Consider the following 11889-nt stretch of genomic DNA (forward strand, 5'->3'; position numbering starts at 1 on the left):
ATTTCTTCACCCTTGGTGGTTCTGACCCTGACGTAATGATCCTCGACGCTGATCGCCACAAGGGGGCCACGCTTTTCCAGCGGCAATCGTTCCAATAGCGTGGGTGGATGCGGGGGCTGTGCTTGTGGGCCGGGCGTGTAGGCGATTTGAAAGATCACGGCGATGATGATGGCGATCCCCATCACATTCGCGCCCAAGCCCCAAAACTCCTGCCCAAACGGCCATGCCCCGAATGCCAGACCGTTCAAAAGGAACACGATCGCCAGAACCCCCAACCCTGTCAGCGGCCCAGCGATCACGATCCGCATCGTCAATTTGTCCGGGGCGGCCCATATGGCGATCTCATTGGCCACATATCCGGCGCTGTAGGTCAGAAAGGCGACGGCAAGCCAATACATCAGGCACGGCAGCGGCCGCATCACCTCGGCGGTCTCGAACGGACCCATCAAGGCCAGGATCGCCGCGATCCCGCACAGGGCGACCGCGCGCACCGGCTGTGCCATATGACGCCGCCATTCACGAAGCGCGGATTGCGAGCGGGGGGTGTTCACGAAGTCCTCTCGTCGTTTGGCACAAAGGCGCTCGGCACGCCGGGGGTGATGGGCAAGACATAGCCAATCATCCCCGCTTGGCCAAATCGAAAGGAGGCCCGATGACGCTCGACCCCTTGCTTGCAGCACGCCTTGCCGTGCAGTTGCATGTCGCCTTTGCACGCGTGGCCCTGCCTGTTGGACCCATCGTCTTATTTCGTACGCGCCGTGACCAGCTGCACAAGACGCTGGGATATCTTTGGGTGGTGGCGATGGCGGGGCTGGCCCTGAGCGGGCTTTGGATCGAAAGCACATTGCCGATTCTGGGGCGCTTCGGGCCGATCCATCTACTCAGCCCATATGCGCTGTGGGGGTTGGCCCATGGGCTGTGGCTGATCCGCAAAAGCGATGTGGCGGGCCACCGCGCGGCGATGCAATCGGTGTGGTTCGGGGCGATGGGGCTGGCGGGTTTGTTTACCTTGTTGCCGGAGCGGGTGATCAACCGCGTTCTTTTTGCCGACAGGCCCGAGTTGGGGCTTTGGGTGGTTGTGATGGGCATTACGGTGCTGATCCCGGGCTGGTGGTGGTGGCGTCGACAAAGTGGTGTCCGGCTTGAATGATTTTGTGCTTGAGGTGCGCTGCGGCTTTGTCTAGAGACCCGCTCACCAAGCCTCAGACAGTGCGGTCGTGGCGGAATTGGTAGACGCGCAGCGTTGAGGTCGCTGTGGGGTAACTCCCGTGGAAGTTCGAGTCTTCTCGACCGCACCATTCTTATGTCAAAGCACAGCTGATATGCCGTGCGACATCCCCCGAAATCCGAAGTGAATTCGCCCCGTGACATGGGCGTGGGTGGTGTTTATCCATCCCCGCACAACATGGCGGAGGGACATCATGCGTTTCATGCGGGTCGGAGAAGTCGGGGCGGAACGTCCCGTGGTACAGGCGAAAGACGAAAGCTGGCGTGATCTGTCGGGGATCGTGTCCGATATCGGCCCCGATAGCTTGCCCGATCTGGACGGGCGTCTGGCGGGCGTTGATCTTGCTGCTTTGCCGGTCGTCGAAACGGCAGGCAAGCGCATCGGCGCGCCCATCGCGCGCCCGCGCAACATCTGGTGCATCGGGCTGAACTATTCCGATCATGCCGCCGAGGCGGGGATGCCCGTGCCGGCCGAGCCGATCTTGTTCACCAAGCCCGGCAGCACGCTTTGCGGCCCGAATGATCCGATCTTGCGCCCTGCGCATGCAAACAAGCTCGACTGGGAGGTGGAGTTGGGCGTGATCATCGGCAAGCCCGCCCTGGGCATCACGCCCGAGGCGGCGATGGACCATGTGTTCGGCTATGTCGCGGCCAATGACATCTCGGAACGAGAGTGGCAGATTGAACGCGGCGGCCAGTGGTCCAAGGGCAAAAGCTATCCTTCCTTCTGCCCCTGCGGCCCGGTTCTGGTGACGCGCGACGAGATCCCTGATCCGCAAGCTTTGGCAATGGAGCTGTCCGTCGATGGTGCGGTGATGCAGCGCGGTTCGACCGCCACGATGATCTTCGGCGTGGCCCATATCGTGGAATATCTCAGCCGCTTCGTGCTTTTGGAGGCGGGCGATCTGATCGTCACCGGCACACCGCCCGGTGTCGGTATGGGGATGAAGCCGCAGCGCTACCTCAAAGGCGGCGAGCGGGTGACGCTGTCGATCGCGGGTTTGGGCGGGCAGTCAAATCTTGTGCAAGATGTCTGAGCGGGGACAACAGCGCTAGAGCAGCGGGATCAGCCCTGCCGATTGCAGCGCCTCAAGCCGCGCATAGGCGCCGTTCAGCGCCATCAACTCGGCATGGGTGCCTTGTTCGATCACGCGACCTCGGTCGAGGACGACAATCAGATCGGCCTCGCGGATCGTGGATAGCCTGTGCGCAATCACCAAGGTGGTGCGCCCGGCGCTCAGCCGCGTCAGCGCCTCTTGCACGAGCTGTTCCGAGCGCGCGTCAAGCGCCGATGTCGGCTCATCGAGCAAGAGGATCGGCGCGCCCTTGAGCATGGCGCGCGCGATGGTCACGCGCTGGCGCTGGCCACCTGAAAGCGCGCTGCCGCGCGGACCGACGGCCGTGTCGAGACCCAAGGGCAATTGGTCGGCGAACTCCATGACCGAGGCGGCCTCGGCGGCGGCGCGCACCTCGTCCGCTGTGGCGTCGAGGCGACCGAGGCGGATGTTCTCGGCGAGCGTCGCGTCAAAAAGCGCCGTTTCCTGCCCTACCATGGCAATGCCATCGCGCAGCCCGTCGAGATCAAGCTGATCGACGGGCTGCCCTGCGATGGTGATCCGGCCGTGATCGGCATCCACCAGACGCGTCAAAAGGGCAAAAACCGTGGTCTTGCCCGCACCCGATGGGCCGACAATGGCGGTGGTCTTGCCCGCGGCAGCGGTAAAACTCAGCCCGCGCAGCACAGCGGTGTCGCCATAGCCGAAATGCACATCGTCGAAGCGAATATCGCCCAATTTCATATTTTGCGGGCGGCCGGGCGGCAGGATGGTCGGTTTCGCTTCCAGCACCTCGTAAATCCGCTGTAGCGAGGCGACACCGGCCTGTAACTGGCCCGCGATATTCGACAAGCGCCGCAGCGGGTCGAAGATCAGCGCCAGCGCGGTGAAAAAGGACATGAACTGCCCCACGCTCTTTTCGCCTGAAATGATCTGCGCCCCACCATAGTAGAGGACGGCGACAAAGCCCGCCGCGGCGAGCAGGTCGATCATGGCGGGGTTGGCGGCCAGCCCGCGCTGGGCGCGCAATGCCTCGCGCAGGAATTGACGCACCTCGCCCTCGAAGCGGCCGGTTTCATGGCGTTCGAGCCGGTTGAGCTTGATCGATTGGATGCCGTGGAAGGCTTCGTCCAGCTGCGTGGACAGGCTGGCCGCCGCCTCGCGGCTGGCGGCGGTCGTGCTGCGGATATAGCGTTGCAGGCCCAGCATCGGCAAAACCAGCAAGGGCAGGCCGATCAAGGCAAGCACTGTCCAGCGCCAGTCATTGATCAGCATGACCGTGAGCAAAGAGGCAAAGGTGATCGTATCGCGCCCCAGCGACATGACCGTGGTTGCGGCCAACGCTTGTAGCGCCAGCGTGTCGCCGCGCACCCTTTCGATCAGCGCACCGGGCGGGGTGGTGCGGAAATAAGACAAGTCCAGCGATAGCAGATGCCGTAAAAGCCGCGATTGCAGCGCGGTCGTGACTTTCAATCCAATGGTCACCACGATCAATCGCTGGCCGAAACCCGCCACCGCACGCAGCCCGAATACCCCCGCGATCGCCACGGCAACCCAGCCCACACCCGCCATGTCGCTGGCGGCGAAAAGGTCATCGAATAGCGGTTGTATCAGATAGGCCAGTGCGCCGAGGGCGGCGCCTTCGATCGACATCAGCACGGCGGCAAGGATCAGCCGGGGCCAATAGCCCACGATATGATCACGCCATAACTGCCCCAACAAATGCCAAGCGGATGCGACGGGTCGCTTGCTTTCGGCGCTTTCCATGTCGGATTGGTTGGGCAGGGCGGTCCGCTCCGGCGCTAGGCGTATCGTCGCAACAAGACCAGCCTCTTACGCCAAGCGCGGCGTGGCGGCAAGCGGGCGGCCATCCGTGGCAGGATTGTGGCCAAGCGATCATGCGCGTCGCAAAACTGCCCCATTAGGCCCCAATTCCCGCCCGAGACTCGGTTTAGTGATGGTGTCATCAAAAAGCTGCCAAACAGGGATGTGTCATGTCTGCTCCGATCCTGCCTTCTGCTTTCTCCGCCGCTTGTGCCGCGTCCACGGGTCAATCCTTGGTCAATTGCGGTGCAATGATCGGCTTTGTCGCTGGAACCCGCATCGCGACCCCGATGGGCTATGTCGCGGTCGAGCGCCTGTCCGCCGGTGATCTGGTTCTGACCGCCGATGGCCACCATGCGCGCCTGACATCGGTTGCATTGCACCATGTCGAAGAGGTCACGCCCGACACCGCGCCGGTGCGCTTTGCCATCGGCAAAATGGACAATATGCGCCCCCTGCGCATGGCGCAGGGCCATTGCATCCGCGTCGAAGGGTGGCGCGCCGAGCTGATGTTCGACGCCGCGGCCGTTCTCGCGCCTGCCAGCGCTTTCGTCGATGGTGTCGATGTGGTGATCGAGGATGCGGCCGGCCCGCTGACCTATGTGAACCTGATGTTCGACACCCAAGAGGTCGTGCTTGCCGAAAACGTCGCCTGCGAGACCTTCTGCCCCGATACCGACAAGGCGCGCCACAGCACACCTATGACCGAGGCCACAGCGGCGATCGGCGCGCGGATGCCCGCCTCGGTTGGTTTGCCCAGTGTCTCGGCGATCGAAGCGCGTCTTTTGCTGGCGGCCTGAGGGCCGCCCGCTACCCTACCAGCAAGATCCAAGCCGAGCCGGTGATGACCGTCAACGCCGTTCCGATCAAGATGGACGAGGCGACCACACGCCGCGCGGCGCCATACATATCGGCGAAAATGTAGGTATTGACGCCCGGTGCCATGGCGGCGGTCACGACGGCGGCGCGCAGTTGTTCTTGGCTCAGATCGCCCATGGTTTTGCCCAAGGTCCAAGCGATGGCCGGATGCAAGATGAGTGAAATCCCACAGATCATCGCGATTACGCCTGCGTCACCCTCTGGCTTGTAGCGGTAAAGCACGCCGCCCAAGCCGAACAAGGCCGCAGGGAGTGCCGCGCGCATGATCAGCGCGACCGCCTCGTCAAGGATCGCAGGCACCGTGATCCCGCTGAGATTGACCGCGAATCCCAGACCGATCCCGATCATCAGCGCGTTGCGGAAAATCGCGCGCGTAACGGTGCGGACAAGGGCCACACCACCCGTTTCGGCACGCACGATTTCCATCGTGACGATCCCGAGGATATAGCACACCGGGGCGTGCAGCGCGATGATGGCGTAATTCGGCCCAAGGCTTTCGATGCCATAGGCCCGCTCGCCGACTGCCAGCCCCAGCAGCACGGAATTGGCGAAAAGCGCGCAAAAGCCGATCGCCACGCTGTCTTCCCAAGGACGCCCAAAGATCAGCCGCGCGCCGTATAGCCCCGTGAAAAAGCACACCAGCGAGCCGCTGTAATAGCTCAACATCAGCCCCAGATCGAAATCCCGCCCCAGATCGAGCGTCGAGATCGCCGCGAAGAGCAGGCAGGGAATGGCGAATTTCTGAGCGAAGGACATCAGCCCATCGACCGCCGCATCCGAGAAAAGCTTGGCCCACACGGCGACATAGCCGGCCGCCACCACAAGGAAGACCGGCATCACGATGGTCAGGATATCGCCCAATCTCTAGACCTCGATGCTGATGGTCATGCCGTCATGGGCGGGCATGATGTGTTCGGGGGTTTCTGCGGCCAGCGTGGCATGGTCGAGATCTATGTGCATATTCGTCAAGATCGCTCGGCGCGGCTTGGCCCGCGCGATCCATTCCAATGTCCGCTCTAAATGGGCATGGCTGGGGTGCGGCGTACGGCGCAGCGCGTCGATGATCCAGTAATCGAGATTTTCCACAAACGGCCATGCTGCCTCGGGGATGTCCGAGACATCGGGCAGATAGGCCAGATCGCCGATCCGGAAGCCCAAGGAATGGATATTGCCATGGGTGACTTCGAAAGGCGTCAGCCGGATCGGTCCACCCGGCCCGTCGATCACCACGTCACCCGTGATCGCGTTGAGATCGAGGATCGGCGGATAGGCCGATCCGGGCGGCTGCACGAAGGCATAGGCAAAGCGGTTGAGCAGGTCGTTTTGCGTTGCCCCATCCGCCCAGACGCCCAAACGCTTGCGCATGTTGAACACGATCATCCGCAGATCATCCAGCCCATGCACATGGTCGGCATGGGCATGGGTGTAAACGACCCCGTCAAGCCGCCCGATCCCTGCATCAAGCAGTTGCGCGCGCAGATCGGGCGAGGTGTCGATCAAAACGGCGGTCTCGCCCCCTGCATCGCGCCGCTGGATTAACAGCGAACAGCGCCGCCGCGTGTTCTTGGGGTTGGACGGATCGCAATCGCCCCATTCCCCGCCCAAGCGCGGCACGCCGCCCGATGACCCGCAGCCCAGAATGGTGAAGATCGTTTCTGCCATCTGTTCACGCGGCCTTTGCCCAAGCGGCGGCTTTCCAGAACAGCCGGTCGAAATTGCCCGAAGTCTGCCGCGCGAAATCCGGGTATTCCAGCCCGAAAAGTTCGGCCCCCACCCGCGCCGTCAGCGCCGTGTAGGCGGGTTCGTTGCGTTTGCCGCGATGGGGCGGGGGCGCCAGATAGGGGCTGTCGGTTTCCAGCAAGATGCGCTCGATCGGCGCGGCCGCGAAAATATCGCGCAATTCTTGGGATTTGGGGAAGGCCGCGATGCCCGACATCGAAAGGTAGAAGCCCAGATCAAGGGCGGCTTGTGCCAAGGCGGGGCTGGAGCTGAAGCAATGCATGACGCACGTAAAGCCGCCCGCGCGATATTCCTCGGTCAAGATGCGCGCCATATCGGCATCGGCATCGCGTGCATGTATGATGAGCGGCAAGCCGGTGCGCCGGGCGGCCTCGATATGGATGCGCAGGCTTTCTTGCTGAATAGCCTTGCTGTCGGCGGTGTAGTGGTAATCGAGCCCGGTTTCACCGATGCCGACGAATTTCGGATGCGAAGCGAGCGCTTCAAGTTCTGCGACCCTGGCCAGTGGTTCTTCGGCGGCACTCATCGGATGGGTGCCTGCGGCCCAGAAGACGGGGCCATGTGCCTCGGCGATGGTGCGTACGGCCGGCGCGTTGCGCAGCCTTGTGCAGATCGTGACCATGCGCGTCACACCCGCGGCCGTGGCACGTGCCACAACCTCGGGCAATTCCCCCGCAAGGCTGTCGAAGTCGAGATGGCAATGGCTATCGACGATCTGTGGAAGGGTATCGGTCATGGGGCAATCTTGTTGCGGGTCAGGCGGCGGGCAAGGTCGCGGCCTGACGGTCGAGTTCAAGGAACATATCGAATGTGAGCGCGGCGGGGTCAAGGTTGACCGCGCGCCCCCGTCTTGCCCGTTGGGTCAGCGATGTGGCGAGATCGGCCCAGCCACGCGCCGCGCGCGGGCCGGGGGACAGGCGCGCCAAAAGCGCATCTTCGTCCTTGACGATCTCGGGCAGGGAAAGGCCCGATGCGCCGCGTCGCGCCAAACGGGCCAGCGCCGTATCGATCAGGTTCAGCGTCAACGCGAACCGGTCTTCGCCCTGCTTGCCTGCTGTCGCCTCGGCCAATTGCAGGGCAAGGGGGCGGTCAAGGTGCGGCAAGCCCTGAAGCAAGCGCAACAGATCGGCATAAAGCCCCAGCCCGTCTTGCGACAAAAGCCGTGCCGCCGTGCCGACCGAACCGCCGGCCAATTCGGCCAGACCGGCCATTTCGGGCGGTGGTGTGAAGCCCGCTTGTTGCAGTGCCATCCGCAGATCATCCGCAGCAAGCGGTTGGAATCGTAGCACCCGACAGCGCGAGCGGATCGTGGGCAAAAGCCCCGAGGGGCGATGGGCGATCAAAAACAGCACCGCATCGGTGGGCGGCTCTTCGAGTTCTTTCAGCAGCGCATTGGCCGCGTTCGGGTTCATCTCGTCGGCGCAATCCACGATCACGACCCGCCGCCCGTTGCCATCGGCGGTCATTTGGAAAAAGCTTTTCAGGCGGCGAACCTCTTCGACGCGGATCACGTCGGACAGCGCCTTGCCATCGGGGCGGGGCCCGCGTCGGATCAGGCAAAGCCCCGGCTCGGACAGTGCCTTGAGCCGTGGCACAACCGGGTGATCATCCCCGATGTCGAGGCTGCCGGGTGCAGGCGGTGCGCCAAACAGCCCGTCACCTTGTGCAATGGGCGCCGCTAACAAGAACCGCGCCGCGCGCCAAGCAAAGCTGGCTTTTCCGATACCCTTGGGGCCGGTCAACAGCCAACCATGCGGCAGGCGACCCGTGTTGAAGGCTTGGAGAAATTGGGCCTCCGCCTCGCCATGTCCGAAGAGCTTCGCGGTCTCGCGCGGGTGGGGCGCACCGTCGAGGCGGTCTGGTTCTGGCAGTGCATCATCGCTCATGGGACCGTCCTAGCACGAGTTCGGGGGGCTGGAAAACGCGCGTTTTCCGCAAGGAAAATCTCGCGATTTCCCATTCGGAAAACTTGGGTTGTCGGCCTAGCCCAAACGCTTTGCGACGCAAGCGATGATATCGGCGGCGATGGCTTCGGTCGCGCGGTTCGCATCGATCAATACGCAGCGCCTCGGTGCTTGGCGTGCCAGCGCGCGAAATCCCTCATGGAGCTTCTTTTGAAAGGCCAAGCCGAAATCCTCGAACCGATCCTCGCCCGAGCGCCGGGCCAGCCCGCGTGCAAGTGCGATCTCGGGGTCGATATCGAGGATCAGCGTCAGATCAGGCTCGATCCCGATCACGCGGGCATGGATATCATCGACCAGTCCGCGCAAATCGCCCCGTGTGGCCCCTTGGTAGACGCGGGTGCTGTCGGCGAAACGATCTGTGATCACATCGCGCCCTGCGGCCAAGGCGGGGCGGATCGTGCGTTCCAGATGGTCGCGGCGGGCCGCCGTGAACAGTAAGATCTCGGTTTCTGGTGACCAGCGATCCGGGTCGCCTTCGACCAAGAGGCGGCGGATTTCTTCGGCACCGGGTGCGCCGCCCGGCTCGCGTGTGAGGACCGGGTCGCGGCCTTGCCTGCGCAGCCAGGCGGCCAGCCCCTTGGCTTGCGTGGATTTACCCGAGCCGTCGATCCCCTCGAGGCTGATGAAAAGGCCCGGTGTCACCGCTCTCATCCGCCCGCAGGGGTCGGGGTGGGGCCAAAGACCTCCTCCAAAACCGCGCGCATCGCCGTTGTCAGGCGGACCGTGATGCCGCCTTCGGGCACATCTTGCGTCGCCAAAAGGGCGATCCGATGCTCGATCAGATCGTCACCCTCGCCCAAGCGCACGATCATTTCGCCCAAGGTGTCACCCGCGGCGACAGGGGCGATGACTGGGCTGGTATAGGTCATCTCGGCACTTACCTGCGCCTCGCCCACAACGGGCAAGAGCAAGGACAGATCGCGCGCGGGTGCGATCGCGACATCGGTGTTGGCGCCCATGAAGACGGGAACGCGGGCCATCTCGGTGCCTTGCGTCACGACTTGGCGTTCGACGAATTGCCGAAACGCCCAGTTGAGGATGCGCTCACTCTCGCGCGCACGCGCCTCGGCTGATTGCAGCCCGGTGATCACGAAGGTCACGCGACGCGATCCTTGCACCGCAGAGCCGACAAGGCCAAAGCCGGCCTCTTGCGTATGGCCGGTCTTGAGACCATCCGCACCGATCCCCAAACCCAAAAGCGGGTTGCGGTTGAAGCGGTTGGCAGGAGCGCGGTTTTCGTAGTCGAACTCGGTCTCGACGAAATAACTGTAGTAGTCGGGATGCGCGGTGATGATCTCTTCGGCCAATATGCCCAGATCGCGCATGCTCATCACATGGCCCGGCGCAGGCCAGCCCGAGGCGTTCAGGATCGTGGTCGATGACATGCCCAGCGCACGCGCCCGGTCGGTCGCGATGCGGGCGAAGCCCGCTTCGGTGCCATCGGGGCTGAGCGCTTCGGCCAAGGCGACCGAGGCATCATTGCCCGAAACGATGATCACCCCACGGACCAGATCCTCGACCGTGGGGCGGTCGGTGGTGTTGAGAAACATGGTCGAGCCGCCGAAGCTCATCGCATGTTCGCTGACCGGGATCGGGGTCTCGAGGCTGAGCCTCCCGTCGCGCAGCGCCTCGAATGCCATCAATAGCGTCATCAGTTTCGACATGGAGGCCGGGGGCAGGGGGACATTGGCATTATGCGCCAACAAGACCTGACCCGAGCCATGGTCGATCACATAGGCGGCCGACGCCTCGGTTTCATAGCCTTGGGCCATGGCGCTTGCGGCCATCCAGCCCGACAGCGCCGCCAATATGACGGCGTTTCTTGCCGAAGAAAACAAGGCAAAAGCCATTCAGATGTCTCGTTTCTGTGCGTCAGCGTGTCACGAAATAGGCGTCCGCAAAGCCAAGACCACGGACAGAGGCAAGAATGGCATCACGCTCGTCGGCTGTCGAGGCCGGACCGACGACCACCCGCCAGAAGCGACGCCCGTTGGAGGTTTGGTCGTAGATTGTCGGCAGCAAACCGGCGGTGCGTAGCGCCTGACCCGTGTTGTTGGCGTTCTCCTCGACCGAGAAGATCCCGATCTGTACGAAGGGGCGCTGCAGGTTCGATCCGACGCTGACCGGGGCAAGCGCCGCGACTTCGGTCGGGGCGGTCGCCGCGGTGATGGCTGTTTCGCTTTCCGCGATCGCCGTGGCCGCAATCGAGGCAATGGGGTCGTTCAACGCCGTGGCGGTGAAGGCTGGCGTTGCGACCTCGCCCCCTTCAGCAGCCGCCAGTGTCGCTTCCGCCTCTGCCGCGGGGGCGATCACGGGGTCGGCCACCTCTTCGCGGCGCAAGGCTGTGACCTGAAGCTGTGTAGGGTCGCCGGCAAGGATGTTGAGCGCGGCGGCTGCATCCGATGACACCATCAACTCAGGGCCCGGGTTGTCGCGCTCGCGCCGAAAGAGCGCGCCGATCACGAAGCGGCCGTTTTCCTCGTTGCGGATGATTACCCGCTCGGGGTCGGTCGCCGTGGGATGCGCGACCCAGACGCCGCCCAGAGACGGGCGCCCGTCCCATAGACCTTCCTCGGTCACTTCGAAAACCTCGGGTGCTTCGATGTCACGCTCGATCAGGCGCGTGGCACCGATCGGTGCCGCGCCGCCGTCCGTGGCGTTGCGCGTGCCGAGGCCCGCGAAGGGTTGGAATGTCTCGCTGCATGCGGCGAGGGAAAGAAGCGCGCAAAGGGCGGCCCCGAAACGGGCACGCGATGCAATCATGGGCATACTGGTCATTTTCCTGCTCTGTCCGCACTCGATGGGCACGCTGCCGTGCCTCGGTTTGCTGGTGCCTCGGTTTGTTCGGCCGGTTTCTTGGTGTCGCCCGGTCCTGTGATGCGTCGAAAGATAGCGGGTTTGATCTTGCCTGAAAACCCGCTTGTCGCCCGAGCGGCACAACCACGCCGAACTGTTGCCATATCGGCGCGTCTTTCAGAATCAATCGCGGCCCCCTAGAGGGGTGCTCAGCGGAGGAGTGGCCGAGCGGTTTAAGGCACCGGTCTTGAAAACCGGCGTGCGTGAAAGCGTACCGTGGGTTCGAATCCCACCTCCTCCGCCACTTGCCCTCCCGAAAGCATTCTCCCGATCCGGCTGCGGCCGGATTTTCTCGTTGTTTTCGAGGGTTATGCGGGCGGGGCTGTTAACCGGCCCACGCCTCG

12 protein-coding genes and 2 tRNA genes are annotated in these 11889 nt (G+C 63.5%); 5 read left to right on the top strand and 9 right to left on the bottom strand.

Annotation, left to right across the window (positions count from 1 at the left end; genetic code table 11):
• Positions 1 to 551: hypothetical protein (locus ACTG4J_RS10905; RefSeq protein ID WP_439139463.1), on the bottom strand; the 551-nt coding region annotated here is incomplete at its 3' end.
• Positions 552 to 652: 101 nt separating this feature from the next.
• Between ACTG4J_RS10905 and ACTG4J_RS10910 the strand changes: the two genes are divergently transcribed.
• From ACTG4J_RS10910 to ACTG4J_RS10920, 3 genes are all read left to right on the top strand, one after another.
• Positions 653 to 1150, top strand: coding sequence for a DUF2306 domain-containing protein (locus tag ACTG4J_RS10910; RefSeq protein WP_439139464.1), 498 nt, complete (start codon positions 653 to 655; stop codon positions 1148 to 1150).
• 61 nt (positions 1151 to 1211) lie between these two features.
• Positions 1212 to 1298: transfer RNA gene (locus tag ACTG4J_RS10915), tRNA-Leu, on the top strand.
• Between the two features lie 123 nt (positions 1299 to 1421).
• Complete coding sequence (locus ACTG4J_RS10920; protein WP_439139466.1) at positions 1422 to 2264, top strand: fumarylacetoacetate hydrolase family protein; 843 nt, start codon at positions 1422 to 1424, stop codon at positions 2262 to 2264.
• 15 nt (positions 2265 to 2279) lie between these two features.
• Here the strand turns inward: ACTG4J_RS10920 and ACTG4J_RS10925 are convergent, their stop codons facing one another.
• On the bottom strand, positions 2280 to 4049 hold the full coding sequence (locus tag ACTG4J_RS10925) for an ABC transporter ATP-binding protein (protein ID WP_439139467.1): 1770 nt from the start codon (positions 4047 to 4049) through the stop codon (positions 2280 to 2282).
• A gap of 227 nt (positions 4050 to 4276) precedes the next feature.
• Here ACTG4J_RS10925 and ACTG4J_RS10930 point away from each other — a divergent pair, with 227 nt between their 5' ends.
• On the top strand, positions 4277 to 4906 hold the full coding sequence (locus ACTG4J_RS10930) for a Hint domain-containing protein (RefSeq protein WP_439139468.1): 630 nt from the start codon (positions 4277 to 4279) through the stop codon (positions 4904 to 4906).
• Positions 4907 to 4916: 10 nt separating this feature from the next.
• Here ACTG4J_RS10930 and ACTG4J_RS10935 read toward each other — a convergent pair whose 3' ends face one another.
• The 7 genes from ACTG4J_RS10935 to ACTG4J_RS10965 form a co-directional block, all read right to left on the bottom strand.
• Complete coding sequence (locus ACTG4J_RS10935) at positions 4917 to 5846, bottom strand: AEC family transporter (protein ID WP_439139470.1); 930 nt, start codon at positions 5844 to 5846, stop codon at positions 4917 to 4919.
• Positions 5847 to 5849: 3 nt separating this feature from the next.
• Positions 5850 to 6647, bottom strand: a complete 798-nt coding sequence (locus ACTG4J_RS10940) for an MBL fold metallo-hydrolase (RefSeq protein ID WP_439139472.1) — start codon at positions 6645 to 6647, stop codon at positions 5850 to 5852.
• Positions 6648 to 6651: 4 nt separating this feature from the next.
• The gene (locus tag ACTG4J_RS10945) at positions 6652 to 7461 is read right to left on the bottom strand and encodes a TatD family hydrolase (protein ID WP_439139473.1); all 810 of its coding nucleotides are present in this window, start codon (positions 7459 to 7461) and stop codon (positions 6652 to 6654) included.
• 19 nt (positions 7462 to 7480) lie between these two features.
• On the bottom strand, positions 7481 to 8611 hold the full coding sequence (locus ACTG4J_RS10950) for a DNA polymerase III subunit delta' (protein WP_439139474.1): 1131 nt from the start codon (positions 8609 to 8611) through the stop codon (positions 7481 to 7483).
• 96 nt (positions 8612 to 8707) lie between these two features.
• Entirely contained in the window at positions 8708 to 9340 is a 633-nt protein-coding gene (gene tmk / locus ACTG4J_RS10955) for a dTMP kinase (protein WP_439139476.1), read from the bottom strand.
• Positions 9337 to 10539: a D-alanyl-D-alanine carboxypeptidase family protein gene (locus ACTG4J_RS10960; RefSeq protein ID WP_439139477.1), complete on the bottom strand. Its 1203-nt coding sequence runs from the start codon at positions 10537 to 10539 to the stop codon at positions 9337 to 9339. Before ACTG4J_RS10960 ends, tmk begins: the two co-directional genes overlap by 4 nt.
• Positions 10540 to 10561: 22 nt before the next feature.
• Positions 10562 to 11458, bottom strand: a complete 897-nt coding sequence (locus tag ACTG4J_RS10965; RefSeq protein WP_439139479.1) for an SPOR domain-containing protein — start codon at positions 11456 to 11458, stop codon at positions 10562 to 10564.
• Between the two features lie 241 nt (positions 11459 to 11699).
• Between ACTG4J_RS10965 and ACTG4J_RS10970 the strand changes: the two genes are divergently transcribed.
• A tRNA-Ser gene (locus ACTG4J_RS10970) sits at positions 11700 to 11789 on the top strand.
• Positions 11790 to 11889 lie beyond the last annotated feature (100 nt).

It is taken from the genome of Roseicyclus sp. (genome assembly GCF_965662675.1).
GTDB lineage: Bacteria > Pseudomonadota > Alphaproteobacteria > Rhodobacterales > Rhodobacteraceae > Roseicyclus.

Coding starts and splice junctions, on each gene's coding strand:
- ACTG4J_RS10910 (WP_439139464.1), top strand. CDS start 653: ATGACGCTCGACCCCTTGCTTGCAGCACGCCTTGCCGTGCAGTTGCAT.
- ACTG4J_RS10920 (WP_439139466.1), top strand. CDS start 1,422: ATGCGTTTCATGCGGGTCGGAGAAGTCGGGGCGGAACGTCCCGTGGTA.
- ACTG4J_RS10925 (WP_439139467.1), bottom strand. CDS start 4,049: ATGGAAAGCGCCGAAAGCAAGCGACCCGTCGCATCCGCTTGGCATTTG.
- ACTG4J_RS10930 (WP_439139468.1), top strand. CDS start 4,277: ATGTCTGCTCCGATCCTGCCTTCTGCTTTCTCCGCCGCTTGTGCCGCG.
- ACTG4J_RS10940 (WP_439139472.1), bottom strand. CDS start 6,647: ATGGCAGAAACGATCTTCACCATTCTGGGCTGCGGGTCATCGGGCGGC.
- ACTG4J_RS10945 (WP_439139473.1), bottom strand. CDS start 7,461: ATGACCGATACCCTTCCACAGATCGTCGATAGCCATTGCCATCTCGAC.
- ACTG4J_RS10950 (WP_439139474.1), bottom strand. CDS start 8,611: ATGAGCGATGATGCACTGCCAGAACCAGACCGCCTCGACGGTGCGCCC.
- tmk (WP_439139476.1), bottom strand. CDS start 9,340: ATGAGAGCGGTGACACCGGGCCTTTTCATCAGCCTCGAGGGGATCGAC.
- ACTG4J_RS10960 (WP_439139477.1), bottom strand. CDS start 10,539: ATGGCTTTTGCCTTGTTTTCTTCGGCAAGAAACGCCGTCATATTGGCG.
- ACTG4J_RS10965 (WP_439139479.1), bottom strand. CDS start 11,458: ATGCCCATGATTGCATCGCGTGCCCGTTTCGGGGCCGCCCTTTGCGCG.